Source organism: Nocardioides sp. NPDC004968 (assembly GCF_040608935.1).
Classification (GTDB): domain Bacteria; phylum Actinomycetota; class Actinomycetes; order Propionibacteriales; family Nocardioidaceae; genus Nocardioides.
In genome coordinates this window covers 24,390-50,189 of sequence record NZ_JBEXJF010000033.1, presented here as the reverse complement: position 1 = coordinate 50,189, position 25,800 = coordinate 24,390, and the positions used below count along the sequence as shown (strand labels likewise).

Here is a 25,800-nt window from a genome sequence, read left to right as displayed (position 1 = left end):
TACGGCACGCTGAACGAAACCCGCGAAGTAATCAAGAGCCATCTCACCATTGACCGTTTACTGTGGCCACATGGTGTTCGGGGGACAGCTGCTAGGACGGCTGCGTCGCACCCGCCTCTTCGGAGAGGCGGTCCGCTTCATGATGGTCGGCGGAATCGCGACAGCAGTCGCTTTCGTGCTGTTCAACGGACTGGTCCACGGCTTCTTCATGGGCGCCGGGCCGATGAACGGTCAGCCGATCCCGGCCTACATCATCGCCAACACCGTCGGCATGCTGATCAGCTACGACCTGAGCCGTCGTTGGACGTTCCGTCACCGTGTCTCCGAGCATGCCGACGGCGGGTTCACGGCCTACGTCGTGATCAACGCGGTCACGATGCTGCTGCCGGTGGCGTGCCTGTACGTCACCCGCAGCGTGATCGGCTGGGACAGCGCGATCGCCGACAACGTCTCGGCCAACGTGGTCGGCGTGCTGCTGGGCCAGATCGCCCGGTTCTTCCTCTTCCGGAAGTTCGTCTTCGGCCGCCCGATCCGCTACACGCAGGTCTACGGCAGCGTCGAGGAGGAGGCCGCTGCGCTCGGCTTCACCGACGACAAGACGATCCTGATGCGGCCGGAGCGCCGCGAGCCGGTCAGCGGTTCCACAGAGCCGGCCACGCGTGACCGAGCCGGCTGAGCAGGTCGCGTAGCAGCGGCAGGCTCAATCCGACCACGTTGTGGTGGTCGCCCTCGATCCCGGTCACGAACGCCCCGCCGAGCCCGTCGATCGTGAACGCACCGGCGACGTGCAGCGGCTCACCGGTGGCGACGTACGCAGCGATCTCCTCGTCGCTCACATCGGCGAAGTGCACCGTCGTGACAGCGGTCTGCGACACCTGCTGACCGGTCGCGGTGTCGACCAGCGCATGCCCGGAGACGAGTACGCCGCTGCGCCCCCGCATCTCCCGCCAGCGCTGGGTCGCCTCCTCCGGATCGTGCGGCTTCCCCAGGGGCTTCCCGTCCAGCTCAAGGACGCTGTCGCAGCCCAGTACGAGCGCCCCCTCGGGCACCTCGGGACGGCCGGCGACGGCGTCGCGCTTGAGCTCTGCGAGCCCGAGCGCCAGCTCTGTCGGCGGCAGTCCATCGAGCTTGCTCTCGTCGACACCGGAGACGATCACCACAGGTTCGACGCCCGCGCTGCGTAGCGTCTGCAGCCGGGCGGGGGATTTGGAGGCAAGGACCAGCGTGGTCATGGCTCAACCCTAGGGGCAGTGGTGCTTTACCCCGGAGTCCGTCCCGACTAGGTTTCGCACATCCAACCCATCTCAACGAGGAGAAATCCGAAGTGACGGATTACCCGCCGCCCCCGCCCCAGCAGCCGTACGGTGCTGGCCCCGTGGGCGAAGTTACGCTGAGCCAGCCGCTCCGCGGCGCGTCGCCCCGCGACGCCATCGTGCGCTTCTTCAAGAAGTACGCCTCCTTCGAGGGCCGTGCCAGCCGGTCCGAGTTCTGGTGGCCCTGGGGTGCCGCTGTGGTCGTCAACATGGCGATCAACCTGCTCCTCGGCGCCGACTCGACCGCCGGTTCCATCATCGGCGGCATCTTCGCGCTCGCCATCCTGGTCCCGTCCCTCGCGGTCGGCGCCCGACGTCTGCACGACACCGGCCGCTCCGGCTGGTGGCAGCTGCTCTGGCTCCTCCCGTGCATCGGCTGGATCGCGCTGATCGTCTTCTGGGCGCTGCCCGAGAAGGCCGAGGGCGACAAGTACAACGTCGCCTGACCGGCGGCTAACCACGAACGGCGATCAGTCTCTAGACTGATCGCCGCTCGGCCGAAGTGGTGGAATTGGCAGACACGCAGGATTTAGGTTCCTGTGCTCCAGGGCGTGCGGGTTCAAGTCCCGCCTTCGGCACACAGAGTCCGGGTCCGACCCGGGGAGTCCCAGGGTCGATCCTGATGGACAACAGACCCTTGACCCTCAAGGATGGAAGAACAACACCCCATCCAGGAAGAGGGATGAAGTCATGTCGTTCAAGGACAACGCGTCCAACTGGCGCGATGGCGTCCAGAATGGCGTCCACAAGGGCGTCGAAGGCGCCAAGCCTGCTGTTGCGGACGCCAAGGTGAAGTCAGCACCTCACCTTGTCACCGGCGGCGAGAAGACCGTCGAGAAGGCTGGCGAGTTCAAGGCTCAGATCGAGGCCAAGAGGGCCGAGATGGCGTCCGCACCTGACGCGGACACGCCGCGCAACCAGGCCCTGTCGGGTCTGCTCCAGGTCGGCGCGGCCGCCACCGACGTCGCCGCCCAGGCGGGCGAGTGGCTGATGGAGACCGGTGCCAAGTGGAGCGCCGACACCGGCCCCGTGGTCGTCGAGCCGCCCAAGGAGATCCCGGGAGAGGACGTACCTCCTCCGCCCGACTTCAAGAAGCCCGACGACCAGCAGTAAGACCTACGAGGCGAGGCCGAGGTCGCGGCGGAGCTTGGCGACGTGACCGGTCGCCTTGACGTTGTACTGCGCGACCTCGATCTTGCCCTCCTCGTCGACCACGAACGTCGAGCGGATGACGCCCTCGACGACCTTGCCGTAGAGCTTCTTCTCGCCGTAGGCGTCGTACGCCTTGTGCACCGAGAGGTCCTCGTCGGAGGCCAGGGTGATGGTGAGCCCGTCACGCTCGCGGAACTTCGCGAGCTTGGCGGGCTTGTCCTTGGATACGCCGATGACCTCGTAGCCGGCGGCCTTCAGCGAGTCGATCGAGTCGGTGAAGTCGCAGGCCTGCTTGGTGCAGCCGGGGGTCATCGCGGCGGGGTAGAAGTAGACGATCACCTTGCGGCCGCGGAGGCTGCTGAGCGAGACCTCCGCACCGGTGTCGTCGGGAAGAGTGAAGTCGGGGGCCACATCGCCCGGCTCGAGACGCGTCATGGAGCCAACCTAGCGAACATTCCCAGACGAACCGCAGCGGTGGAGCACGCAGTGGACGTACGCCGGTTGCTAAGGTCTGCGCATGTCCAAGGACCAGACTTCCTCGCTCGAGTCCGAGATCGAAGAGATCCGCGAGCGGCTCGCAGGCACCATCGACGAGCTGATCTATCGGGGCAGGCCGAAGACGATCGTGCAGCGCCAGGTGGCGGCCTTCAAGGCGGTCTACGTCGACCCGGTCTCCGGCGAGCCGAAGATGGGCAACATCGCGAAGACCGTCGGCGGGGTGGTGGGCACCGTCGTGCTCATGGCGACGCTGCGTAAGATCACCAAGGCCAACTGACCACTCCCCACCGGCAAGGCAACACGGACGTGACCGACAAGACCCCCATCAAGATGCTCCACGACCGGGTGCTGGTCGAGGTCGGGTCCGACGCCGGTGAGCGTCGTTCCTCGGGCGGCATCGTCATCCCGGCGACGGCCGCCATGGGCGCGGCCCGGCGGCTCACCTGGTCACGGGTGGTCGCGGTCGGCCCGCACGCGCGAGCCGTCGAGATCGGTGACCGGGTGCTCTTCGACGCCGACGACAAGCCGGAGGTCGAGGTAGCCGGAGAGGTCTACATCCTGATGCGTGAGCGCGACGTGCATGCGGTCGCGGCCGAGCGGATCGCCGACGACTCGACGGGCCTCTACCTCTAGCTCGTCTTCTGAGCCTTGGGCAGCGCGTTGAACCGGTGCGCCAGCACGACGACGTTGCTGTCGTAGCTCGAGCCGTTCCAGTCGGTGCAGGTGATGATCACCAGCCGGCCGTCGCCGTGGTCCTGCCCGAAGAGCCGCTGAGCCTGCTCGGCCAGCTCCTTGCGGCTGAGAACCTCGACGGAGTCGACCTGGTGCTGGAAGGTCCCGTCCTTGGTGACGATGTCGACCTCCTGCCCCTTCTCGATGTGGTCGAGCTTGTTGAGGCTGCCGCCACCGGTGTGCACGGTGTGGCCGGTGACGACGGTCTGACCCTGCGCCGAGCCCGGCTTGGCGCTGCCGACCCACCAGCCGATCTCGCGCGGGTTGCGCGGCGGGTCGAGCACCTCGCCCTCGAGGCGGATCGGGACGACCCTCGCCTTCGTGTTCAGCCCGGGCAGCTCGAGGCGCTGCGGGGCGCCGGGCGGCACCTCCACCGCGGCGCTGCCGCTGGGCCACAACATCCCGGCCAGCACCATCGCGACAGCGAGCACGACCAGCGCGGTCCAGAGGCCGCCCGCCGCCGCGGCAAGCCGCGGCGGCGAGTCAGCAGAGGTGTCAGCCACGCCGCAACATGCGGACGTACGTCGCCACACCGGCGCCCGCGGCCGCGAGGAGCAGCAGGGTGACGAGGGCGATGCGTCCGGCGCTGCCGTCGTCGTAGCTCTCCATACCGGCGGTCACCACGGTCGGGACCGAAGCCGGCGGGTCGGCTGCCTTCGGCGGGTTGTTGACGACCGTCTTCGGGGCCGGGCTGTTCGGGCCACAGCTGCTGGTGCCGATGGTCAGGTGAGTCAGCGGGCCACCGACGAACGGCTCGGCCGCGGGCAGGATCTTCGCGTCGAGTGCGGTCACGGTGATCGCGCCAGGAGAGGTCTCCTGGGCGTTCAGGGTGATGTCGAGGAGGTTGTCCTCCAACGGCGCGAGCTGGCCCTCGATCGAGGTCAGCAGCGTGTTGAGCACCTGCTTCTGCAGCTCGACGACGACGGGATCGATCGGCTGGAGCGCACCGCCGAGGCCGTTGGCCAGCTGGGTGCGCAGGCCCTTGATGACGACGTCGACCACGCCGGAGAGGTCGGTGACGACCTTCTGGTTCACTGCGGGGTCGACCGGCAGCTCGACGACGGTCTCCCGTTTGCCGCCGGGCAGGACCACGTAGACGGACGAGCTGGCGATGGTGCTGTCGCCTCGCGCGGTGTCGTCGTTGGCAGTGCAGTGGCTCTGTACGGCGCCGAGGTCCACGTAGAGACCTGCGCCGTCCAATCCGTCGACCACGGGGGCGAGGAGCTGGTCGAGTGCGCCGGTGATCTGGGTCTGGAACGGCTTCAGCGCTTTCTGGACCTCGGCATCCATGCCCTGGAACAGGTCGGACTGGATCACCTGCAGTTCGCTGAAGTCGAGGCTGGCCGCGTCGAGCTTGATGTTGTTGCCTCCGCTGAGGCAGTCGCCGGATCCGGCCGCGACCAGGGTCGCGCCGTCGCCGGCGAGACCCGAGCAGGCCGCCGAGGTGGCGTTGCTCTTGGCCACGGCGTCCTGGGCCAGCGTGCCGGCGTGGATCGCGTCCTGGCCGCCGAGCGCGGTGATGATCGGCTCGTTGGTGCCTTCGGCCGACTCGGTCGAGCCGTCGTTGGTGACGGCATAGGTGCCTGAGTCGGTGGCCCCGGTGCCGGCGAGCTCGAGGCTCAGCGCGGTGGCGGACGCCTGCGACACCGTGGCGGCGCTCGCAGGTGCGGCTGACAAGGCAGCCATGGCGGCCGCGGCCGCCACCGCGGCTCCCCGCGCGATGAGTGTTGTGCGCACGTGAACTTCCCTCCCTTTGACGTTCGTCACACTCAACGGAGGAGGAACCCCGTACGTTACGGGCTGGGGTATCGCTTCTGACCTGCGGAATCCTGGCGTCGATCAGCTGTCGCAGACCGTGCCGTCCTTGTCGCCGTCGCGGTACCACTCGTACTCGGCGTCGCGGCCCTTCCGATACGGCCCGTAGCCCTTCGCGGTCGCCTTGGCGCAGGTGTCGAAGCGGGGGTCGTCCCCCGAGCCGCCCTCGGGAGCGTCGCTCTGGTCCGGGTCGTCTGGGGCCGGACCGGCCCGGGCCAGCCGCACGGTGATCTCGGGGTTGTCGCATCCGGCGGCGATGTCCTCGAGCGCGGCCTTCTCCGCTCGGTCGGCGAAGAGGCTCCAGCGGATCTTCACGGCGACCCAGTCGGCGACGTACGTGCAGTGGTAGCTCGTGGCGTCGGGCATCCAGTCGGCCGGGTCCTGGTCGCCCTTGCTGCGGTTGGTCGCGGCGGTGACCGCGATGAGTGCGCGCGGGTCACCGAGGTCGTTCGCGTACGCCTCCCGCTGCTCGTCCGTCCACGCGTTGGCGCCGGACTCCCAGCCCTCCTTGAGCGCGACCATGTGGTCGATGTCGAGGCCGCCCGGGCGCTTGACGGTGACCCCGTCGTACGTGGAGAGCCATGCGCCCCTGGTGACGTCGCACCTGCCGCGCGCCTTCTTCTTCGACTCCTCGAGGAGCACCTCGGTACGGGCGTCCTGGCAGTCGCCGTCGGCGTCGACCCAGTGGTTGAACTTCTCGCGCTCGTAGCCGGAGGTGACCTCCTTGGCGACGGGGAGCTTCGCGATGGCCTCGTTCAGCGGAAGGCTGACCTCCTCGCCGCTGTCGGCGCCGTATCCGGCTTGGACGGCGGTGTCGGGCTGGGAGACCTCGGCGCAGCCGGAGCAGAGGAGTACGACGGCGAGCAGGGTCGCCAGCGGGCGCAGCATGGGGTGACTCCAGAGAGATGGGGGAAGAGCTCTGGGGAGCATCGGGGGCGGCCCAACTTTGTCGGATCCCACGGCAGGCGGCACGCAGGCGCGCCGCCCAGAAACTGCCCTCTTCCGACAAAACGCGCGCATCCCGGGCCGAGGCTGGAGCCTTGGCCCGGGATGCGGGTGTTGCAGGTTCTACAACAGTCCTACAAGGGATTCCTGATCAGCGGATCAGGCGTGCGCGCGGCGCAGCAGGAACCACCGGGTGGCGGCAGCAGCGGCGACGAGCAGCACGAGCGCGCCGGCGGCGAACCCGCCCTTGGCGGCCGGGGACGAGAGCAGGTTGAGCTCGGCGTTGGCCGGGGCGTTGTCCGGCTTCACCTGGACGCTCGTGTCCGGGTCGGACTTGTCGCCGGAGACGACGACGTCGACGTTCTTCTTGTCACCGCTGGCCGCAGCCTTCTCCTCGGAGGAGGTGAGGCCGTTGGTGCCGCAGGTGCTGGTGCCGATGGCGACCTTGGCAGCGGTCGGGGCGCCGACCTTCTTCACGGCGTCGAGGACGTTGATGTCCAGGGCGGACACCTCGAGCGACTTGGCGGTCTTGTCCTGCTTGTTCAGGGTGAGCTTGACCAGGTCGGTCTCGAGGCCCTTGAGCAGCACGGCGAGCTGCTCCTTGATGTGCTCGATCAGGTCGACGCGGATCGAGACGTCCAGGACGCCCGGCGCGATCTTGCTCTTCAGGCCCGACTGGAGCAGCGTGTCGACGCGGCCGAGGACGGCGTCGGTCACCGGGGAGAGGTCGGGGACGACCGTCGTGTTCTTCTTCGGGTTGGTCGGCAGGTCGGCGACCTTGATGTCGCCCTTGCCGGGGACGTTGACGGTGACGGCGGCGTTCTTGAGCTGGGTCTTGCCCTTGAAGTCGGAGCCCTGCGCCATGCAGGTGCTCTCCGCGGCGTCGAGGTCGACACCGACCGAGAGACCGCCGACCTTGGTGAGCACGCCGGAGACGACGGTCTGGACCAGGTCGTTGACCGGACCGAGCTTCACGTGGACCGACTTGCTCTGGTCGTTGAGCACGTAGTCGGTGGTGGCGCCCAGCTTCTCGAGGTTGAGCTCGGCGAGATTCACCGTGACGGCCTCGCCCGGCTTGACGCAGCTGGAGCCGTCGCCGATGGCGACCAGGGTCGCGCCCTTGCCGGCCAGGGCCGAGCAGGCGCCGGAGTAGGCGGTGCCGTTCTGGAGGGCGGCGGCCGCATCCTGGGCGAAGACGCCGACCGAGAGCAGCTGCTGGTCGCCCTTGAGGATCGGGAGGGCCGGCTTGTTGGTGCCGGAGTTGACGGTCTTCTTGCCGTTGTAGGTGGCGGTGTAGCGACCGGTGTCGACCTTGACCTTGTCAGACACGTTGACGGTCAGAGCGACCGACGAGGCCTTGGCCTGGGGCTTCTCCGCCGCAGTCGCCGGGGCCGCGGTCACGGAAAGACCGATCATCGCGGTCGCCGCAGCAAGGGCGGCTCCGCGGACCGAGAGTGGGGAGCGCAAGTGACTTCTCCAATGGTGTTGATAACTGTCGATGACAGGGCACGACGAGTAGAAGTCAGCCTCTGCAGCCCCCCGGTTGCTGTGACTCGCCGTGACGAAGCGGGGAGTCTAGCCACGTCGGATCGCGGGTGCATAGGCGTACGCAGGGCCCGGATGACCCGCGAAATCGGCCGTAACTTTCGCGGCAACACCTCGTCCTCGAGCACCTGATCGGACCCCTTGTGGATCTACGTCGCGATCGAAACTCGGACGTCTGAGATGCCTGGGCAAGTTGTGGTCTACACGTTGCGCTCCCGGACTCGTGAACAATGTTATGTAGGCATCTCCACATCCGGTCCGTTGCGCGATTGCTCACCGCCTTCGGGTGGTTTTGTTAGGGTGACCTAACTAAGGCCTTGCCGACTTTCTGACAGTGTGTCAGTATCTTTGCCGGACAGCCGATCGCTGCCGCCCGACCCCTGACTGGAGCACACATGTCCGCCCTCCTCGCCGACGAGATGCACGACGCTCCACTCTCCGCGCTGATGCGCGAGGGGTCCCGGACCCAGCACACCGCAGCCGAGAGCTCCTCCTTCATGGAGGAGCTGCTGGCCGGCCGGGTCAACGAGCAGGGGTACGCCGACTATCTGCTGCGCCTGCGCAAGGTCTACGTCGCGCTCGAGACGGTCGGCCGCGACCTGGCCGCCACGGATGCCGTCGCCGAAGCCGTCCATGACGTCGCCCTGGAGCGCCTGGCCGCGATTGATGCCGACCTGGCTGTGTGGGCGCCCGGTGTCGACGGCGACGCCGTGGAGTCGGATGCCGCCGATGCGTACGTCGCTCGGATCGAGGCCACCCGCGCCTGGGGCGGTCTCTACGCCGCCCACCACTACACCCGCTACTTGGGTGATCTCTCCGGTGGCCAGGCGATCGGCCGGCTGCTCGACCGGTTCTTCGAGCTCGACGGCGAGGGGGTGGCGTTCTACGAGTTCGCCGAGATCCCCAAGCCGAAGCCCTACAAGGACGGCTACCGCGCCCGCCTCGACGCGCTGCCGCTCGACCCCGCGGAGAAGATCCGCATCGTCGAGGAGGTCCAGGTCGCCTTCGGCCTCAACCAGGCTCTCTTCGAGGAGCTCGGCGGCCGCCTCGACGCTTATCGCAGGTGAACTAAGGTTCGCTCTCGTGCCCCGTATCGCCGCCGAGAACGTTCCCGAGCACCGCAGACTGGTGCGCGAACGGATCTTCGCGGCGTTCGCGGAGCTGATGGCCGAGGGCAGCTACGACGCGGTCAGCATGTCGAAGCTGGCCCAGCGTGCCGGGATCGGACGCACCGCGATCTACCACCACTTCAAGGACCGCGACGCGGTGATGGTCGCGTTCGCGACCCACGAGACCTCGGAGTACGTCGCCTCCCTCCAGGCCCAGCTCGCCGCGAGCGAGCAGCCGACCGAACGGCTGCGGATCTACGTACGCAACCACCTCACCCTCGGCGAGAAGTTCCACATGGGCTTCGGCCCCCAGGTCTACGGCGGGCTCCCCGAAGAGGCCCGCCAGGAGATCCGCGAGCACGTCGTCGCCGTCGAGCAGGTCCTCGCCGAGATCCTCGAGCAGGGCGCCGAGCAAGGCGTCTTCGCCGTCACCGACGTCGACGCCACCCTCGCCCTCGTCCACGCCGTCCTGGGCACGCGCAACCTCCCTGCCGACCGGATCGAGGAGTTCGTCCTCCGCGCCGTCGGCGCCCTGTGAGACTCGGCTGCGACGCGCCGGCGGGCAGTTTCCCGCCATGGTGGGGAAGTGCGGCCATATCTGGCCGCAGATCCCTGCAGATTCCCGCCATGGCGGGAATCTGCCCGCACCTGTGTGGAACGCCTGGTCTACCGCCTCCGGTCGTTCCATACGTTGATGTCGCTCTTCGCTGGGCGAATCTCCCTCACAGGCAGCCAGGCATGCCGGATCTCCGGGGCGGCGTACGTGGTGTCGACCCAGATCACCCAGGCACGCCATCTGCCCTTGTGCAGTTCCCACTTGAGCACGAGGCCGGGCATGGGCGGTGGGTAGTTCCGACGTTGGCGATGGACCCAGACGTGCAGCCAGTGCCTGGGCTCGGGCCAAGCGTCGTTCTTTGGAGGGCTGGCCGACACACCTCATCGTATCGAACGTACGTTCGAATCCAGTAGTCGGCCCGTATCCAAGCCCGGTGTCAAGAGTGACCGTAGGCCATCGCGTAGCGACGCGACAGCGCTCTTGATTCCAGGTGGTGTCGTGCAAGCCCGAGGATCGGGGCGGGGGCCGGAGGTGCGATGTGTCCGGACGGGTCACTTGTCGTGTTCAGGCTCTGGAGTCTCGTACTTCTTCTTGCGTTGCTCCTCGAGCTTGTGATCGCGGTCTTGAACCCAAGTAGCGAGGGCGAGAGGCAGGAAGTACGTCGCGGCAAGGGTGAGCGCCCACCACCCGCTGTCTTCGATGATGCCGAACACGGCGAATCCGAGGCCGACGGGGATGAGCCACCGGGGCCTGGCGAAGCGGACGAGGAAGCGCTGGATCACGGCTGCACGCTAGTCGGTGCGACCCGCGGATGGTGGACGTCTGAGGGGTCAGTGGGGCTCGGCCCCGAGTTGGCGTGCGCGTCTTGGTCTACGGGCTGAGACGTTCTTCATTTGCGCGGCACGTAGGGGGACCGGCCGCCTCCCCTCGTCGTGGATACTGGTGAGCGCGAACGCGCAGCCTCAGCCGAGTGCCCGAATGAGCGGCGTCAGTGGCTGTTGTCAGCGCTTGAACCACCCTCGGCGTTGGCCGAACCGCAGGACCCGCTGAGTTAGGGCGATGGTCATAAGGATCGCCATTCCGACGAACACCGCGGCGGACGGGTCGATGCTGGCCGCGTTGATGTGGTCGCTCATGGCAACGAAGGGTAGGTGATGAGAGTGGGATGACTGCCTGCCAGATCGCGGACCAGCTCGGACACTCACGGGTGTCGATGACGCAGGACAAGTACCTGTGCTGCGGCGCTGTGAACACCGGGAACGTCCGCGCGTTGGAGACGGTCAACCCTGACCGTGAGGAGACGGGGTCGTGAGCCACATTTCCTTACGCATTTCCATACACACCGGGTATCGGGGGCTTGAAATGCAAGAAACTCCCGACCGTTTATGCAGGTCAGGAGCCTTGTTTGGTACGCCATGTAGGACTTGAACCTACAACCCGCTGATTAAGAGTCAGCTGCTCTACCAATTGAGCTAATGGCGCATGTCCTTCGAGCTGCTTGCGCGCTCGGCGACGAGAAGAACATTAGCAGCGGGCTCGGATTCGCCCCAAATCGAGGCTGTGTTGGATCAACGGCGTGGTCAGCGGAGCTCCAGGACGGCTTGGGCGGCGTTGTGGCCGCCGAGGCCGGAGACGGCGCCGCCGCGGCGGGCGCCGGAGCCGCAGAGCAGGATGCTGCCGACGTCTGTGGCAACGCCCCAGCGGGCGACGGGAGTGGAGAGGTCAGCGGAGTCGGGGGCCCAGGGCCAGGCGAGGTCGCCGTGGAAGATGTGGCCGCCGGGCATGGCCAGGTCTGCCTCGATCTCCTGAGGGATCTTGGCCTCGATGCACGGCTCGCCATCCACGGTCCGCGCGACGACGGAGGAGATCGGGTCGAGCAGGTGGCGGTCGAGGGAGGCGATGGCGCGCTCGACCGCCTGGGCCTTGCGCGCCTCACGCATGGCTGGGTCCTCGAAGAGCGTCGCGGGGGCGTGCAGGCCGAAGTAGGTAAGGGTCTGAGTGCCGGGCGGCACGTCGCCGAGGATCGAGGGGTCGGTCAGCGAGTGGCAGTAGACCTCGCCCGGCATCTCGGTCGGCACCGAGCCGGCGGCTGCCTCGGCGTACGCCTTCTCGAGCTCCGAGTAGGACTCGCCGAGGTGGAGGGTGCCGGCGAAGGCGACCTTGGGGTCCTCGCCGGAGCGCAGCCGGGGGAGGCGCTCGAGGAGCATGTTGATCTTGAGTTGGGCACCCACCGGCTTGGCCGACGGGGCAGGGGTGCGGCCGAGGAGGCTGTCGAGGACGTACGGAGCCAGGCCGGAGAGCACGTAGTCGGCCGCCACCGTGTGGGATCCGGAGGCGTCGGTCCAGGTGACCTCGGCGCCCTCGCCGACGGCACCGCCGCGGATCGAGGTGACGGTCGCGCCGGTGAGCACCTGCGCCCCACCTGCGTACGCCGCCTTGGCGATCGCGCCGGTGACCGCGCCCATGCCGCCGATCGGGACCCGCCACTCGCCGGTCCCGTTGCCGATCAGGTGGTAGAGGAAGCAGCGGTTCTGGATCAGGCTCGCCTCGCCCAGGCCGGCGAAGGTGCCGATCAGGGCGTCGGTGGCGACCACGCCGCGGACCAGGTCGTTGGCGAAGCGGCGCTCGATCGCCTCTCCGAGCGGCCGCTCGACGATGTCGCGCCAGATCGGCGCACCCACCTCTGAGCGGATCGCGGCACCCGTGGGAAGCGGGGAGGTGAGGGTGGGCGCGACGACGCGGGCGAGGTCGGAGACCTCGTCGTAGAACGACTGCCACGCGGCGTACTCCTCGTCCGACCCGGTCACCGCGCGGAAGCTCGCCGCGGTGGCCTCGCCCTCGGGCGTCTCCACGAGGAGGCCGGTGGCCCGCGAGCCGTCGAGGTAGGGGGAGTACGACGCGGTCTGCCGTGACGCGAGCTCGATGTCGAGCCCGAGGTCGGTGCGAATCTGCTCGGGAAGCAGCGAGACCAGGTAGGAGTAGCGCGAGAGCCGAGTCGGGAAGCCGTCGAACGCCTGCGCCGAGATCGCCGCACCCCCGACGTGGTCGAGCCGCTCGAGCACCAGGACCGAGAGGCCCTCCCGGCTGAGATAGGCCGCGGCGGTGAGGCCGTTGTGACCGCCGCCGGCTACCACTACGTCGTACTTCTCCTGTGCCATGGCCCCGATACTAGGAGGTGGCCAGAGCGGCGTTGGCCCGTTCGGTGAGGGTGGCCAGGACCCGCGCGGTCACGGCCAGGTCCTCGGCCGGGATGTCGGCGAAGAACGTCCTGGTCAGCGGCTGGGTGCGCTCGGTGATCTGCTGTTGGAGACGGTCACCCTCCTCGGTCAGGGTGAGGCCGTCGGCGATCAGGCCGCGGGCGATCGCGGCGTCGAGATGCGACTCGACCTCGGCCGCGGAGACCTTGATGTTGTCGGCCGTCGACGCGACCAGATCGGCACGCGCGGCATCGCCCTGGCGCAGATAGTTGAGCAGGAGCGACTGCTCGAAGGTCAGGTCGTAGTCGTCGAGCACGTTGAGAAGGTTCTTGCGCACGGCGAAGTAGGCGACGCCCAGGTTGGCGCCGGTGAGGGGAGGAGTGGCAACGGTCATGATCAGTCTCCAGGTGTGGGGTCGGTGTCGATGGGGGCGGCGAGCATCGCCTCGAGCGCTGCTTGCGCCTCGGCGGCACGGCTGCTGTTGCGGCCGCCGAGCGGTGCGGTGAGCTGGTCGAGCATCCGACCGGTCACCGCGATCGCCTCGCGGGTGACCTCGGTGCCCTCGGGGGTGATGACGAGGCGTACGGCTCGGGTGTCCCTGGTGTCGCGGACGCGTTCGATCCAGCCCCTGGTCTCGAGCTGGCGGGCGAGCTTGGAGACGTACATCGGCTCGAGGCCGGTGAGGTCGGCCAGCTGCTTCTGGGTCGGGGCCTCCGAGGCGTGGAGGCCGTGGAGGGAGGCGATGAGCGAGTACTGCGCATGGGTGAGCCCCAGGGGCGCGAGCGCTCTGTCCATCGACACCCGCAGACGCATGGCCAGGCGCCACACGACGTATCCGATCGTCTGCTTCTTCATGGCAGAAACGGTACATGTTGATCATAAACATGTATAGCAATTAACGGTGTCGGTGGTGCCTGGCAGGATCGGATGCATGGCTGAGCGTCCTGAGGTCCCCGAGGCGATGGTGGTGCGGCTGAGGGGGATCCTCGGCGCGTTCCCGAAATGCCTCGAGGACGACGCCTGGGTGGGGGTGCGCTGGCGGGTCGGCCAGGCGACGATCGCGCACGTCTTCGGCGGCGAGGACCAGCTCTTCCGGATCGTGTTCCGGGGCGAGCCCGACGAGGTGGTGGCCTTCGAGCACCTCGGCCACCCGTATTTCAAGGCCGGCTGGGGCGGCAACGTGGTCGGGATGATCCTCGACGACGACACCGACTGGGACGAGGTCGCCGAGCTCCTGACCGACTCCTACTGCATCCAGGCTCCGGCCAAGCTGGCCGCCCTCGTCGAGCGTCCGGCCATGACGACGGAGTAGGGTCCGCTCGTGCATATCGAGCGTGATGCTGCACTCACTGGCGAGGCCGCGTTCGGCGCGACCGGCGCCGACGAAGGTGGCGCGCGCTAGGGCCTTTTCATGATCTCGGTGCCGCTGGGAGCGGGGGCAGTGGCCGAAGTACGCCTGATCAACAAGCTTCCGCTGGTCACGCCCTGGTTTCTCGTGGCGCCCGTGATTCCGGTGCTCGTCTGCTACCTCGTGATGTGGAGATGACTGCGAAGAGTTGCAGCCAGGATTGGGACCTTAGACCCTAGGCCGAATGCTTGGACTCCGGCATGTTGCCATGGTAAATCAGGGGGAACAATTTCCTTTCCAGTGCAACAAATTTCATAAGGAGTGCGTGTGCGTCGTGTGGCCATGCTGATCCTCGGGGGAGCCGTCGCGGCGGCCGGGGTTGGCTGCGGTTCGGACAGTTCCATCGACTACGGGTTCTACAGCAACAACCATGGCGAGAACCCCGCGATGGAGAAGAAGGTGATCACCGTCGACAGCACCGAGAGGATCGAGCAGAACCAGCAGCTCGGGTTGACGACTGAGGGAACCATCAAGGGCGAAGCACCCGGAATCCTGTTGAGGGTGATCGTGCAGGACGTCTTCGAGACGTCCTTCACGGACGGCACCGAGACCCCGCCGGGGTCGCGGGTGATGGCCGTCGAGATCCAGGTCGTCAACGCCGGGTCGAGGGTCTTCAACGACACCCCGGCCACCGGCACGACGGTCATCGATGCCTCGGGCAAGAAGTACAAGAGCCTGCCCAGCACGGTGAGGGTCGACGGCGGCGAGGTGTTCCCGAACCCGTTCGGTCTGCAGCCGCGTGACCAGCGGACGGCCCTGGTGCCGTTCGTCGTACCGGTCGGGGTGAACATCAAGCAGGTCGGGTTCCAGATCGACAAGGGCGGCGAGAGCGGCCTGTGGCGGGTTCCGTAAACCAGAACCCCTAAATCTGGATTCAGCACCAACCTCCAAGCAACCTTCTGGCGGCATTACGCGTCACCATCTCTGTGGTGATGAGACGATGTGTCTTCTCGGACGTAATGCTGCGTGGTCAACAGGAGGTTTGGTGCGGGTCCGGGTCCTAGGTGCCGTCGAGCTGGTATGTGACGACGGCACGGTGCAGAAGCTGTCGCGTACGCGGCGGACTCTGCTTGCCCTGCTGGCGGCCGCGCGCGGAGCGCCGGTCTCCTCGGACCTCCTGGTCGACGAGCTGTGGAGAGGTTCACCCCCGGCAACGGGGGTGAACCTGCTTCACCAGCGCGTCCGTGACCTGCGCCGGGCGCTCGGCGAGGATCGCCGCCGTCTGCAGAGCCGGGCGAACGGCTACGCGCTGGTCGGTGCGGACCTCGACCAGGCCCGCTTCGAGGACCTGGTCGAGCAGGGCCGTGCCTCGGCCGAGACCGGAGATCACGAGCGGGCCAGCATGCTCTTGGACGCTGCCCTGGGGCTGTGGACCGGGGGTGCGTACGGCGCGGTCGGTGAGTCGCCGATGATCGCGACCGAGGCAGCTCGGCTCGAGGAGCTGCGGCTCGTCGCCGTCGAGTCCCGGGCCGCCGCTGACCTGGCGCTCGGTCGGCAGGCCGCGGTCGTGGCCGACCTGGGACCGGTCGTCCGGGCCAACCCCCTCCGGGAGGGCCTGTGGCTGCTGCTGATGACGGCGCTGTGGCATTCCGGTCGCACGGCGGAGGCCCTGGACGCCTACCAGCGTCTCTTCCGCGTCCTCCGCGACGAGCTCGGGGTCGAACCGTCCAAGGACGTACGCGACCTGCAGCTGCGGATCATCGAGGGAGACGATCCCGAGCCCGCGCCGGCACGGACGTACGAGGAGATCGTGCCGCGCCAGCTGCCGCCGGTCGTCGCCGCCTTCGCCGGTCGCGAGGACCATCTGACGATGCTCGACGAGCTGGTGGCGACGGCCAGCGTCGACGAGAGCGGACGGGCCGTGGTGATCTCGGCGATCGCGGGCACGGCGGGGATCGGCAAGACGACGCTGGCGCTCTACTGGGCGCACCGGACCGCTCCCAGCTTCCCGGACGGCCAGGTGTTCGTGAACCTGCGCGGCTTCGACCCGTGCGACGCGCTCGACCCGTTGGACGCGCTCGGGGTGTTGCTCGAGGCGTTCGGGGTCGAGCGATCCCGCCAGCCCCAGGACATCGACGGCCGGGCGGGGCTGCTGCGCAGCAAGCTCGCCGGCAAGCGGGTGCTGCTCGTGCTCGACAACGCCCGCGACAGCGAGCAGGTACGCAGTCTGATCCCCGGCAGCCCGGGGTGTGTGACCCTGGTGACCAGCCGAAACAGGCTCTCCGGCCTGGTCGCGGAGGCCGGTGCGAGTCCGATGGAGCTGGGCCTGCTCAACGACGCCGAGGCCTATGAGTTGCTGGCCGGGCGACTGGGTGAGGACCGTCTCCTGGCCGAGCCCGAGGCCGTGGAGCGGATCATCGAGCTGTGCGCCTCGTTGCCGCTGACGCTCTCGGTCGTGGCCGCCCGGGCGGCGATCCGGCCGGCGTACGCCCTTGCCGACCTGGCCGAGGAGCTCGGCGAGTCCCGCCTGGACGGGTTCGGCGGCGGGCGTGGCGACCTCCGGGCGACCTTCTCGTGGTCGGTCCAGCACCTGTCCGATGCCGCGGCCCGGCTGTTCCGGCTGATCGGCCTGCATCCCGGGCCGACGCTCACCGTCCTGGCCGCGGCCAGCCTGGCCGGGATCTCCCGCGTGCGAGCCCGCCGCCTGCTCGACGAGCTCACCGAAGCCAACCTGCTGACCGAGGTGGCGCCCGGACGGTTCGTGCTGCACGACCTGCTCCGGGAGTACGCCGCCGACCTCGCCACAGGCGAGCCCGCTGAGGTCCGCGAGGCGGCCGAGCTGCGGATGATCGACCACTACGTCTTCAGCGCTCGGGCGGTGCACAGCGCCTACGACCCGCACCAGCGCCACCTCGATGCGCTGGAGCCGATGCGCGACGGGGTAAGCCCCGATGTCGTCGGCGACAGCGTCGAGGCGCTGGCCTGGATCGGCACCCAGCTGCCGGTGATCTCCCGAGTGATCGACGTCGCCGTCGCCCGGGGAATCGCCCCCGACCGGATCGTGCTGCTCGTCGGTGCCCTCGAGCGTCTGCTCGACCTCCAGGGACGCTGGATCGAGCTGGCCGCGCTGGCCGAGGCCGCGCTCCCGGGCGTGCGCCGCAGCGTCTCGCAGGGCGGCGACCCCGCCGGGCTCGGCGTCATGCACCGCGCCGCCGGGGCGGCCTGCGGGCGGCTGGGGCGCGTCGAGGACGCCCTCGACCACCTCGGCCGGGCCCTCGATCTGGCGATGGAGTCCGCCGACCTGGTGGGCGAGGGAAAGACCCTGCACCGGCTGGCCACCGTGGCCACTGCTTCTGGCGATCATGCCGGGGCTGCTGCGTACGCGGCTCGGTCGGCGGAGGTCTTCGCTCGCGCGGGCGACCCGATCCGGGCGGCCTGGACGACCGGGCGGCTGGGGCTCTACGAGGCCCTCGACGGTGCGTACGAGGCCGGGCTCCGTCACTGCGAGGCGGCGCTCGCGGAGCTGCGCCGGGTGGCGCCCGGCTACCGCAGCGAGGGCAACGTCATCGCCACCATCGGCTGGATCCACCAGCAGCTCGGCTCCGTAGACGAGGCGGCAGGCCACTTCGAGGAGGCCGTGACCAAGCTCCGTGCCGCCGGTGACCTGCCCGGTCTGGCCGACGCGCTCGGCCACCTGGCCGATGCCCGCGCCGCCCTCGGCAAGGACGAGGACGCCCGCTGCGCGAGGGTCGAGTCCGCCTCGATCCTCGCGCAGCTGGGCTGACTGCTCCGGCTACGCGGTGGGCAGCTGGTAGTCGGCGTACTCCTCGCGCAGGGTCTTCTTGGAGAACTTTCCGACCGAGGTCTTGGGCACCTCGTCGATGAAGACCACGTCATCGGGCACCTGCCACTTGCCCAGGTTGTCGGCGAGGTAGCCGAGCAGCTCCTCCTTGGTCACCGACTCGCCCTCCTTGACCACCGCGAAGGCCAGCGGCCGCTCGCCCCACTTCGGGTGCGCCACCGCCACGACGGCCGCCTCGGCGATGCTCGGGTGGCCCATGATGAGGTTCTCGATCGCGACGGTCGAGATCCACTCGCCACCCGACTTCACCAGGTCCTTGGTGCGGTCGACGATGCGTACGTAGCCCAGCGGGTCGATCGCGGCGATGTCACCGGTGCGCAGCCAGCCGTCGGGCGAGAACGACGTCGGTGCGTCGACCTTGTAGTAGCCCGACGCGATCCACGGGCCGCGGCACTCGAGCTCGCCGGTCGTCTCGCCGTCCCAGGGGAGCTCGTCGGTGGTCCCGGGCTCCACGATGCGGAGCTCGACGCCGACGGCCGGGATGCCAGGGGACGTACGGTAGTCGGCCTTCTCCTCCTCGGAGAGGTCCGTGATCTCGGCGCGCTCGTTGTACACGCTGCCGAGCGGGGACATCTCGGTCATGCCCCAGGCCTGGGTGATCGGCAGGCCGATCGCCTCGCGCCAGGCCTCGGAGAGCGACTTCGGCACCGCGGACCCGCCGCAGATGACCACCCGCAGCGAAGAGAGGTCCGCGTCCTTGAGCAGCGGGACCATGCCCATCCAGATCGTCGGTACGCCGGCCGCGATCGTCACCTTCTCGGCCTCGAGGAGCTTGATGATGCCGGCGGGCGAGAGGTCGGGACCGGGCAGGATCAGGTTGGCGCCGGCCAGCAGGGAGGAGTGGGCGAAGCCCCAGCCGTTGGCGTGGAAGAAGGGCACCACCGGAAGCACGCGGTCGCGGTCGTTGGTGCCGAAGAGGGTGCCGGCCAGAGAGGCCAGCGCGTGCAGGTACTGCGAGCGATGGGTGTAGACGACGCCCTTCGGGTTGCCGGTGGTGCCGGAGGTGTAGCAGATCCCGGCAGCGGTGCGCTCGTCGGTGACCCGGCCTTCGATCACCGCCTCCTCGGCGTCGGCCATCAGCTCCTCGTAGGAGACGACCCGCGGGTCGTCGGGGAGCGGGGTCGGCGCCCCGTCATCCATCACGACGACGTGCTTGAGCGTGGTCAGCTGGGGGAGAAGCGGAGCCAGCAGACCGAGCAGCGACCGGTCCACGAAGACGGCCTCGTCCTCGGCATGGTTGAAGGTGTAGACGAGCTGCTCGGGGAAGTAGCGGATGTTGCCGGTGTGCAGCACCCGGCCGGTGCAGGGGACGGAGTAGTAGAGCGCGAGGTGGCGCAGGGTGTTCCACGCGAAGCTCGCCACCCGGCCGTCCTCGGAGATGCCGAGCCGGTCGAGGACGGTGGCCTGCTTGCGTACCTCCACGGCCAGGTCCTTGAACGTGTTGCGCTCCAGACCTGTGGCGGTCTTGGTGACGATCTCCCGCGTCGGGAAGACGCGCTCGGCGCGCCGGATGATCGTGTCGATGGTCAGCGGTGCGTCCTGGATCAGTCCTTGCATGCTGCACATCGTGACCCAACGTGGCGCGCGTCACAACGAGTTCCCGCGAACTTCTTGCCAGGCGATGCGGCCGACCAGGTGGCGCGCCGGATGCCCAGCGGTCAGAATCGTCTGCGTGAGCACTCTCTTCGTCGCGGCCGGTGGTGGGGGTGATGCGCTCGGCGTGCTCCTGGCGCGCCGGGTCCTCGAGCCCGAGATGGACGACGGCGATGTGTTCGTGTCGACCTGCGCCTGGGAACGGCTCCGCATCGACCCGGTGCCTGGCCCTCGCTCGCGCGGCGACTTCATCGGGCTCCGCCTGGTCGATGGCGTCCGGGCGGAGATATCGACCACGACGGACACCCTTCCTCCGGGCCGGTCCGTGCTGCCGCGGCTTGCCGGAGACGTCGACGCGCGCCTCTTCCTGCACGACCTCGCGGACGGTGCGGTCGGACTCGCCGAGCAGCTCCAGCATCTCGCTCGGGCCCTCGGCGCCGACTCGCTGACGGTCGTCGACGTCGGTGGTGACGTGGTCGCCCGGGGAGACGAGCCCGGCCTGCTGAGCCCGTTGGCCGACTCGCTCACGCTGGCCGCGGCGTTGCGCAGCGGCCTGCCGGTGCGGCTCGCCGTCGTCGGCCCCGGCGTGGACGGGGAACTCCCCGCCGAGCAGGTGATCGCCATCCTCGGCGGGCTCGGTGGGACCCAGGTGGGAATGCTGGGGACCGCGGATGTGGACCGGGTCGGCGACTCGCTCGGCTGGCATCCCACCGAGGCGACGACCCTGGCCGCGGCCGCCGCGCGCGGCCTTCGGGGCGCCGTGGAGATGAGACGAGGACAGACCCCCGTCCCGGTGAGCGAGGCGAGTGCGACCGTGTGGCGTCTCGATGCCGTCGTGACCTACGACTTCCCGCTCGCAGAGGCGCTGATCAACACCCGATCCCTGGGGAGCGCCGAGACGATCATCCGCGGCATCACTACCGTCGACGAGCTCGACTACGAGCGGCGACGGGCGCGGGAACGTCGCGAGATCCCATCGCGGACCGTGACCGCTGCCGACATCGCGAACGCGAGCCTTGCCCGAGGGGCCTCGCACATCACCACTCGCCGGCTCCTGGAGGCGACCAGCGGGGACGTACCCAGCTACGAGACGGCACGCTTCGACGGGCTCGGGCTGTGGGCCTTGGAAGCCCTCGCGCGGGGTTGAAGTCCGGTCAGACGACGGCCTCGGTCGTGGTGAGGGCCAGGGCGGGTGTGGAGGCGGCACGCGGCCAGACCTCGGCGAGGATCTCGACCCCGCGCCGGACGAGCTCGGGGCGGGGCGTGATCGCCAGCCGCAGGTGACGCTCGTAGGCGCCATCGACGCCGAACCGCGGCCCGGCGGTGACGAGCAGTCCATGGGGACGGGTGGCGAGGGTGAGCTGGGAGCTGACCGGCGCGGGCAGGCCCACCCAGGCGGAGAGGCCGCCGTCGATGCGCGGCGGCAGCTCCCAGTCGGGAAGGTGCTCGCGCATCGCGTGGTAGAGCGCGGCGCGGCCGGCGGCGAGCTGCGCGGCGCGCTCCTCGAGGATCTCGGGCAGATGCCGGAACAGGATCGTGGTGACGAGCTGCTCCCAGATCGGGGTGCCGAGGTCGGTGGCGGAGCGTCCGCTGGCGATCTGGGTCAGCAGCACCGGGTCGGCGCGGATCCAGCCGACCCGCAGCCCGCCCCACAGCATCTTGCTCGCCGAGCCGATGTGGACGACGCGGGCCTGGTGCTCGCCGGCCATCGCGGCCAGCGGCGGGAACGTGTGAGGTCGGTCGATGTTCAGCTCGGCGGTGGTGTCGTCGGCCACGAGGAGGGTGTCGACCTTCGCCGCGGCGTACAGCAGGCGGAGCCGGTCCTCGGTCGACATCGAGCGAGACGTCGGGTTGTGGAAGTCGGGCATGACGTACGCCATCACGGGGGTGGTCCGGGCGATGGCCGCCTCCATCGCGGGCATGTCCCAGCCGGCGTCGGTGGTCACCGGACTCGTGATGATCCGGGCTCCGGCGAGGCTCAGGGCGTCGTACGCGTTGGGGTAGGACGGGCTCTCGGCGTAGGCCCGGTCGCCGCGGCTGATCACGGTGCGGGCGAGCAGGGCGATCGCGCTCTGGCCACCGGTGGTCACCATGATCTGGTCGGGGTCGGTCGGCAGGCCGCGATCGGTGTAGCGCGCCGCGATCTCCGCGCGGAGCTCCTCGATGCCCCACAGCGTGTAGCCGGGGCCGGTCATGTGGTCGGCCAGCCGGCGGGTCGCCTCGACCGCGGCCTCCGGGAGCCGCCGGGTGGCGGGCAGGGTGGCCCTGACCAGGTCGATCTCGCCGCCCTCGGTGAACGAGTCGGGCGCGGTGGGTGGCAGCTTCGTCGTCGTACCCGATCCCTGGACGCTCAGCGCGTAGCCGTGCTCCCGTAGGCGCCGGTAGGCGGCAGTGATCGTGGTGCGGCTCAGCATCAGTCGCTCGGAGAGCTCGCGCTCGGAGGGGAGACGTACGTCGGCGGAGAGCCGTCCGTCGATCAGCAGCAGCTGGATCCGTTCGGCGAGGTTCTCGTACGCCGGGCCTTCCCCTTGCCACTGACCGAGCAGGCCAGCGAGGGCAGTGGCACCGATTCTTCCGCGAGGCATGAGGCCACCTTACCGCGATTGGCTTCTTTACCTTCGATTGGACCCGTGATTGGCTTTGCGATCGTGAAGGATCTCTCTGTGAAGTCGCTCTCCTGGTTGATAACTGGACTCTTCCTCTACGGCATCGCACTCGCCATGCTCGTGCAGGGCTCGCTGGGCCTGGCGCCCTGGAACACGCTGGCATCGGGACTCGTCGAGATCACCGGGATCTCCTTCGGGATGATGACCAACCTGATCGGGCTCGTCGTCCTGCTGCTCTGGATCCCGCTGCGACAGCGGCCCGGCGTCGGCACCGTGCTGAACGTCTTGCTCGTCGGCACCTCCGCGGAGATCGGCCTCTGGCTGCTTCCGCAGCCGTCGGACCTGGTTGCCCAGGTCGCGCTCTTCACCGGCGGCCTGCTCCTGCTGGCCGCGGCGACCGGGATCTACATCGCGCCCGGCCTCGGCCCGGGACCGCGCGATGGTCTGATGACCGGCCTGCACGAGCGCACCGGCGCCCCGGTCTGGCTCTGCCGCGCGGGTGTCGAGATCACCGTGCTGGCAGTCGGCTGGCTCCTCGGCGGAATGGTCGGCATCGGCACCGTCGCCGAGGCGCTGCTCATCGGTCCGATGGTGCACCGCACCCTGCCGTTCTTCCGGACCCTGTACGCCGGGCGGCCGGACGCCGCGGCGGTCGCCGCCGAAACACGCGCGAGTGCATGATTTAACCCACACGAATTTCCTGTGGCGCCCCCGACAGGATTCGAACCTGTGACCGTCGGATTAGAAGGCCGAAGGGGCCAGGTTGGGGCATGGATTCGTGAGAACTTTTTCGCGTGGTTCCGGACGTTCTTGTTCTCATTGTTTGCTGGTGTCCAGCGGGGGAGTGTGCCCGTATTGCGCCCTGGTGAGCCCCTCGAGGTAGCCCAGTTGAGTGCCACCGTGCCGATAGCCAGCCAAGATTGCTCGTCGTTGCCTGGTGTCAAGGGTGGGCGTAGCCCATTGCGTAGCAACGCCTTTGCGCCCTTGATGCCAGGTGGCGGCGTGCAAACCCTGGGGATCGGGGCGGAGGCCGGAGGTGCGATGTCGGTTCCAGCTAGCCCGGCCTCACTCCGGAAGTGGGTACCGGTATGCCGTGGGGACGAGCTGGTCGCGATCAGGCAGCCAGTCTTCCCATGTCCGCACTCGTCCGCCGGAGCATTCGTTGGTGCTGGTGATGTTGATCTGGTCAACGACGACGAGGATCGTGGGGCTGTGGCCTTCTGCGTGGCGGACTTCGCCGTCGGTCAGGTCGACGGTCTCTCGTGTGACGCTGCTGCCTTTGACCTCGATGTGGATCTCGGTGCCGTCCTTGGTGGCGGTGATGTCCCATGGCTGGAAGAGTCCGACGTCTTCGACCTCGTAGTCACGGGCTTCCCAGAGGGTCTTGACGGTTTCGACGGCGTAAGTCTCGATGGCCTTCTTGCGGATTGGGTCTCGGAGTCGCCCCGTGCCGGCCATCGGGGGTGTATCTGCGGCCCCGGGCTTCTCGGTGGTGGATGTGGGTCCGCCTGCGAGCTCGCGGACCTTGTCGAGCTCGGGTATCACCTCGACCAGGGCGCGGGGGAACTTGACCAGGTATCCCTGGGTAGCGCGGAGGGGACGCTTCTCCGAGAGGGCGTAGGGGAAGTAGAGGGGGCCGTCGATCTGGGCGGCGAGCTCTTCGCGGACGGAGCGAACCTTCGCCTCGAGCTCACGCAGTCGTTCTTGCGTGATGGGCGCGGCGAGCGGCACGTACCCAGTCAGCAGAGCCCTCCAGCCAGGCTCGGGCTTGGGCTTGCCGGGCAGTGCCTTGGCTCGGCCGTAGGTGCCGCGACTTTGCCACCTAACGGTCGAGCTGAATGGCTCGTCCTTGACGACCGAGTATCCGACGATGCCGGGACCGCTCTTCTTGTCCCAGTGGAAGACGATGTCGCCTGGGATCACGTGGTTGACGAGGGTGTAGGACCAGGTCTCGTTTCCGCTGTCGGCGACCTTCGGCGCGTTGAGATCTATTCCGATGTCGTCGCGGTTGGTGATCTCTATCCAGTACTTCTCGGTGGGATCTTCGATCCACCACTCGTTGATCGCCACGTGGTCTGGCCTCCCCAGTCTGTTGCACCCGCGTCCCTGCGGACCTGTATGCAGGATGTCAGGCCGCGTCAGTCTCCGAGGGCGGGTCGTGAGAACTTTTCGGGCTTTCGGTTTAGAACGGGTCGGGTCGGGGTAAGAGGCAGGTATGAGGAAGCCTGTGGTCGAGTTTCCACCGGAGCTGTTGGACGATCCGTCGTTGCCGTTGCCGGAGCGCGTGGATCGGATGACGGCTCGCAGCGATCTGGAGTGGGCGGCGTGGCAGGAGGCGTACGGGAACGTGCTCGAGTTGCCGTTCGGGATGCCGGTGTTGCCGGTCGAGGTGGATGAGGCGGGTTGGTCGACGCCTGGAGAGTGAGCGCTTGGTCTACGGACTGGGCGCTCTTCTTCTTTTGCGCGGCACGTAGGGGGACCGGCCGCCAGGCCGCACGCCCCCGGAGGCCGCGCTCGCGGCCGGAGGCCGCCTTGAGTCAGTAGAGAAAGTTCTCACGGCAGATCTGTGTGCTCCGTGCGAACTGCCCAAGCGTGGCGACCGCAGCACGTGCACCCGTTGGGCCAGACTCTTGGGCCATGTCGAGTCAGGACGCATCGCAGCCCAGCCCGCCGACGGGCGCTGATGTCGACGGGAGTGCTCAGCATGCGCAGTCGGCCAAGGCGTCGTGGATACAGAAACTGCTAGGGCGCTGGAAGAACCTCGGTGGAGCGGGCGATTCTCAGCAGTCGTCCATGCAACCTGCACCATCATTGAAAGTACGATTCGGCCCTTGGTGGGACCATCTCGGTCTTGTTGCGAGTGTGGCGCTGTCTCTCATTGTCATGGTTCGCGTCACGGTCGTGTCGGGGTACAGCGTCACAACCGCCACGGCGATCATTCACGAGGTTGGGCCCGGAAACGTCGTATTGGGCACGTTGCTCGCATCGAGCGGCCTCGTCGCGGCAATTGGGTACAGCGCAATTGGAATGTTCCTCATCAGCACTCCGCAGCAGCGTGCCTGGGTCGACGCCGGCGTGACTACCGCCTTAAGCCCCATGCTGATCTTCTGTGCGAGTCTCCTGCCTTGGCCCACTGTCCTCATGCTCACGGTTCTCCTCGTGATCGCAGCGGTTGTTCGGCGAAAGGGCGGGAGACTCGACCACGTGGCGTTACTCATCTTTGGTGTGGCCATAGTGGTCGGCGTTGTGTTCAGCAAGTCTTCAATGTGGGTTCCGCCGTCAAGCATTGATCCCGTTAAGGGGGATCCATACCTCGGGTACATCCTTAAGGAGGAGGATAAGAAGTTGCTCATCCTTAAGGATGATCCGAGAAAACTGGAGCTCGTTCCTGAATCCGACGTCACAAGTCACAAGTGGTGCGATAACCAGGGCCGGTCGCTTGCGAGCGTAGTTGGGCTGCTTAAACCACCGAGCTACGGGGACTGCCCAGATACGCGCGAGTGACGCCGCGACGCCATCTTCGTGGACC

30 protein-coding genes and 2 tRNA genes are annotated in these 25,800 nt (G+C 68.2%); 16 read left to right on the top strand and 16 right to left on the bottom strand.

Going from position 1 to position 25,800, the window contains the following annotated elements; translation table 11 throughout:
• Window positions 1-70 precede the first annotated feature (70 nt).
• Complete coding sequence (locus ABZU72_RS22950) at window positions 71-676, top strand: GtrA family protein (protein WP_355021108.1); 606 nt, start codon at window positions 71-73, stop codon at window positions 674-676.
• Here the strand turns inward: ABZU72_RS22950 and ABZU72_RS22945 are convergent.
• Window positions 633-1,232: a nucleoside triphosphate pyrophosphatase gene (locus ABZU72_RS22945; RefSeq protein WP_355021107.1), complete on the bottom strand. Its 600-nt coding sequence runs from the start codon at window positions 1,230-1,232 to the stop codon at window positions 633-635. The two genes, ABZU72_RS22950 and ABZU72_RS22945, sit on opposite strands and share 44 nt — an antisense overlap.
• A gap of 143 nt (window positions 1,233-1,375) precedes the next feature.
• Here ABZU72_RS22945 and ABZU72_RS22940 point away from each other — a divergent pair, with 143 nt between their 5' ends.
• The 3 genes from ABZU72_RS22940 to ABZU72_RS22930 all read left to right on the top strand — a co-directional run bounded on the left by ABZU72_RS22940 (window position 1,376) and on the right by ABZU72_RS22930 (window position 2,426).
• Window positions 1,376-1,759, top strand: coding sequence for a DUF805 domain-containing protein (locus ABZU72_RS22940; protein WP_355021106.1), 384 nt, complete (start codon window positions 1,376-1,378; stop codon window positions 1,757-1,759).
• A 50-nt stretch (window positions 1,760-1,809) separates the two neighbouring features.
• Window positions 1,810-1,891, top strand: a tRNA-Leu gene (locus ABZU72_RS22935).
• A 112-nt stretch (window positions 1,892-2,003) separates the two neighbouring features.
• Window positions 2,004-2,426 carry a hypothetical protein gene (locus tag ABZU72_RS22930; RefSeq protein ID WP_355021105.1) on the top strand — a complete coding sequence of 141 codons (423 nt, stop codon included), beginning with the start codon at window positions 2,004-2,006 and terminating at the stop codon, window positions 2,424-2,426.
• A gap of 3 nt (window positions 2,427-2,429) precedes the next feature.
• On the opposite strand, the gene bcp is transcribed toward ABZU72_RS22930, so the two are convergent.
• Window positions 2,430-2,900: a thioredoxin-dependent thiol peroxidase gene (bcp, locus tag ABZU72_RS22925; protein WP_292651693.1), complete on the bottom strand. Its 471-nt coding sequence runs from the start codon at window positions 2,898-2,900 to the stop codon at window positions 2,430-2,432.
• Between the two features lie 82 nt (window positions 2,901-2,982).
• Between bcp and ABZU72_RS22920 the strand changes: the two genes are divergently transcribed.
• The gene (locus tag ABZU72_RS22920; RefSeq protein ID WP_355021104.1) at window positions 2,983-3,240 is read left to right on the top strand and encodes a DUF3618 domain-containing protein; all 258 of its coding nucleotides are present in this window, start codon (window positions 2,983-2,985) and stop codon (window positions 3,238-3,240) included.
• A gap of 53 nt (window positions 3,241-3,293) precedes the next feature.
• On the top strand, window positions 3,294-3,596 hold the full coding sequence (locus ABZU72_RS22915; RefSeq protein WP_355021116.1) for a co-chaperone GroES: 303 nt from the start codon (window positions 3,294-3,296) through the stop codon (window positions 3,594-3,596).
• On the opposite strand, the gene ABZU72_RS22910 is transcribed toward ABZU72_RS22915, so the two are convergent.
• The 4 genes from ABZU72_RS22910 to ABZU72_RS22895 form a co-directional block, all read right to left on the bottom strand.
• Entirely contained in the window at window positions 3,593-4,198 is a 606-nt protein-coding gene (locus ABZU72_RS22910) for a class F sortase (RefSeq protein WP_355021103.1), read from the bottom strand. The genes ABZU72_RS22915 and ABZU72_RS22910 overlap by 4 nt on opposite strands.
• Window positions 4,191-5,432, bottom strand: a complete 1,242-nt coding sequence (locus ABZU72_RS22905) for a hypothetical protein (RefSeq protein WP_355021102.1) — start codon at window positions 5,430-5,432, stop codon at window positions 4,191-4,193. The genes ABZU72_RS22910 and ABZU72_RS22905 overlap by 8 nt, the downstream gene beginning before the upstream one ends.
• 102 nt (window positions 5,433-5,534) lie before the next feature.
• Window positions 5,535-6,398 carry a DUF1524 domain-containing protein gene (locus tag ABZU72_RS22900; RefSeq protein ID WP_355021101.1) on the bottom strand — a complete coding sequence of 288 codons (864 nt, stop codon included), beginning with the start codon at window positions 6,396-6,398 and terminating at the stop codon, window positions 5,535-5,537.
• Window positions 6,399-6,614: 216 nt separating this feature from the next.
• Window positions 6,615-7,922 carry a hypothetical protein gene (locus ABZU72_RS22895; RefSeq protein ID WP_355021100.1) on the bottom strand — a complete coding sequence of 436 codons (1,308 nt, stop codon included), beginning with the start codon at window positions 7,920-7,922 and terminating at the stop codon, window positions 6,615-6,617.
• Window positions 7,923-8,395: 473 nt separating this feature from the next.
• Here ABZU72_RS22895 and ABZU72_RS22890 point away from each other — a divergent pair, with 473 nt between their 5' ends.
• Window positions 8,396-9,067 carry a biliverdin-producing heme oxygenase gene (locus tag ABZU72_RS22890; protein WP_355021099.1) on the top strand — a complete coding sequence of 224 codons (672 nt, stop codon included), beginning with the start codon at window positions 8,396-8,398 and terminating at the stop codon, window positions 9,065-9,067.
• Window positions 9,068-9,083: 16 nt separating this feature from the next.
• Complete coding sequence (locus tag ABZU72_RS22885) at window positions 9,084-9,647, top strand: TetR/AcrR family transcriptional regulator (RefSeq protein WP_355021098.1); 564 nt, start codon at window positions 9,084-9,086, stop codon at window positions 9,645-9,647.
• A 128-nt stretch (window positions 9,648-9,775) separates the two neighbouring features.
• Here ABZU72_RS22885 and ABZU72_RS22880 read toward each other — a convergent pair whose 3' ends face one another.
• The 3 genes from ABZU72_RS22880 to ABZU72_RS22870 form a co-directional block, all read right to left on the bottom strand.
• On the bottom strand, window positions 9,776-9,946 hold the full coding sequence (locus tag ABZU72_RS22880; protein ID WP_355021097.1) for a hypothetical protein: 171 nt from the start codon (window positions 9,944-9,946) through the stop codon (window positions 9,776-9,778).
• 270 nt (window positions 9,947-10,216) lie between these two features.
• Entirely contained in the window at window positions 10,217-10,447 is a 231-nt protein-coding gene (locus ABZU72_RS22875) for a hypothetical protein (RefSeq protein WP_355021096.1), read from the bottom strand.
• Window positions 10,448-10,666: 219 nt separating this feature from the next.
• On the bottom strand, window positions 10,667-10,801 hold the full coding sequence (locus ABZU72_RS22870; RefSeq protein WP_355021095.1) for a hypothetical protein: 135 nt from the start codon (window positions 10,799-10,801) through the stop codon (window positions 10,667-10,669).
• A gap of 29 nt (window positions 10,802-10,830) precedes the next feature.
• Here ABZU72_RS22870 and ABZU72_RS22865 point away from each other — a divergent pair, with 29 nt between their 5' ends.
• Window positions 10,831-10,977: a hypothetical protein gene (locus ABZU72_RS22865; protein WP_355021094.1), complete on the top strand. Its 147-nt coding sequence runs from the start codon at window positions 10,831-10,833 to the stop codon at window positions 10,975-10,977.
• A 94-nt stretch (window positions 10,978-11,071) separates the two neighbouring features.
• Here the strand turns inward: ABZU72_RS22865 and ABZU72_RS22860 are convergent.
• The 4 genes from ABZU72_RS22860 to ABZU72_RS22845 all read right to left on the bottom strand — a co-directional run bounded on the left by ABZU72_RS22860 (window position 11,072) and on the right by ABZU72_RS22845 (window position 13,717).
• Window positions 11,072-11,147, bottom strand: a tRNA-Lys gene (locus ABZU72_RS22860).
• A 98-nt stretch (window positions 11,148-11,245) separates the two neighbouring features.
• Window positions 11,246-12,823: an NAD(P)/FAD-dependent oxidoreductase gene (locus ABZU72_RS22855; RefSeq protein WP_355021093.1), complete on the bottom strand. Its 1,578-nt coding sequence runs from the start codon at window positions 12,821-12,823 to the stop codon at window positions 11,246-11,248.
• A 10-nt stretch (window positions 12,824-12,833) separates the two neighbouring features.
• Complete coding sequence (locus ABZU72_RS22850; protein ID WP_355021092.1) at window positions 12,834-13,256, bottom strand: hypothetical protein; 423 nt, start codon at window positions 13,254-13,256, stop codon at window positions 12,834-12,836.
• A gap of 2 nt (window positions 13,257-13,258) precedes the next feature.
• Window positions 13,259-13,717 carry a MarR family transcriptional regulator gene (locus ABZU72_RS22845; RefSeq protein ID WP_355021091.1) on the bottom strand — a complete coding sequence of 153 codons (459 nt, stop codon included), beginning with the start codon at window positions 13,715-13,717 and terminating at the stop codon, window positions 13,259-13,261.
• Between the two features lie 76 nt (window positions 13,718-13,793).
• Between ABZU72_RS22845 and ABZU72_RS22840 the strand changes: the two genes are divergently transcribed.
• From ABZU72_RS22840 to ABZU72_RS22830, 3 genes are all read left to right on the top strand, one after another.
• Window positions 13,794-14,174 (top strand): MmcQ/YjbR family DNA-binding protein, encoded by a 381-nt coding sequence (locus tag ABZU72_RS22840; RefSeq protein ID WP_355021090.1) that lies wholly within the window; start codon window positions 13,794-13,796, stop codon window positions 14,172-14,174.
• Between the two features lie 363 nt (window positions 14,175-14,537).
• A complete protein-coding gene (locus ABZU72_RS22835) occupies window positions 14,538-15,122 on the top strand; it encodes a hypothetical protein (RefSeq protein ID WP_355021089.1) in 585 nt (194 codons plus the stop codon).
• Window positions 15,123-15,255: 133 nt separating this feature from the next.
• Window positions 15,256-17,994, top strand: a complete 2,739-nt coding sequence (locus ABZU72_RS22830) for a BTAD domain-containing putative transcriptional regulator (RefSeq protein ID WP_355021088.1) — start codon at window positions 15,256-15,258, stop codon at window positions 17,992-17,994.
• A gap of 9 nt (window positions 17,995-18,003) precedes the next feature.
• On the opposite strand, the gene ABZU72_RS22825 is transcribed toward ABZU72_RS22830, so the two are convergent.
• Window positions 18,004-19,629: a long-chain fatty acid--CoA ligase gene (locus ABZU72_RS22825; protein WP_355021087.1), complete on the bottom strand. Its 1,626-nt coding sequence runs from the start codon at window positions 19,627-19,629 to the stop codon at window positions 18,004-18,006.
• Window positions 19,630-19,744: 115 nt separating this feature from the next.
• Here ABZU72_RS22825 and ABZU72_RS22820 point away from each other — a divergent pair, with 115 nt between their 5' ends.
• Window positions 19,745-20,812: a DUF1152 domain-containing protein gene (locus tag ABZU72_RS22820; protein ID WP_355021086.1), complete on the top strand. Its 1,068-nt coding sequence runs from the start codon at window positions 19,745-19,747 to the stop codon at window positions 20,810-20,812.
• A gap of 7 nt (window positions 20,813-20,819) precedes the next feature.
• Here ABZU72_RS22820 and ABZU72_RS22815 read toward each other — a convergent pair whose 3' ends face one another.
• On the bottom strand, window positions 20,820-22,250 hold the full coding sequence (locus tag ABZU72_RS22815; RefSeq protein WP_355021085.1) for a PLP-dependent aminotransferase family protein: 1,431 nt from the start codon (window positions 22,248-22,250) through the stop codon (window positions 20,820-20,822).
• A 78-nt stretch (window positions 22,251-22,328) separates the two neighbouring features.
• On the opposite strand from ABZU72_RS22815, the gene ABZU72_RS22810 reads away from it, so the two are divergent.
• Window positions 22,329-22,952: a hypothetical protein gene (locus ABZU72_RS22810; RefSeq protein WP_355021084.1), complete on the top strand. Its 624-nt coding sequence runs from the start codon at window positions 22,329-22,331 to the stop codon at window positions 22,950-22,952.
• A gap of 384 nt (window positions 22,953-23,336) precedes the next feature.
• On the opposite strand, the gene ABZU72_RS22805 is transcribed toward ABZU72_RS22810, so the two are convergent.
• Window positions 23,337-24,341: a DUF3883 domain-containing protein gene (locus ABZU72_RS22805; protein ID WP_355021083.1), complete on the bottom strand. Its 1,005-nt coding sequence runs from the start codon at window positions 24,339-24,341 to the stop codon at window positions 23,337-23,339.
• A 145-nt stretch (window positions 24,342-24,486) separates the two neighbouring features.
• On the opposite strand from ABZU72_RS22805, the gene ABZU72_RS22800 reads away from it, so the two are divergent.
• Complete coding sequence (locus ABZU72_RS22800) at window positions 24,487-24,696, top strand: hypothetical protein (protein ID WP_355021082.1); 210 nt, start codon at window positions 24,487-24,489, stop codon at window positions 24,694-24,696.
• A gap of 212 nt (window positions 24,697-24,908) precedes the next feature.
• A complete protein-coding gene (locus tag ABZU72_RS22795; protein WP_355021081.1) occupies window positions 24,909-25,775 on the top strand; it encodes a hypothetical protein in 867 nt (288 codons plus the stop codon).
• The last annotated feature ends 25 nt before the right edge of the window (window positions 25,776-25,800 follow it).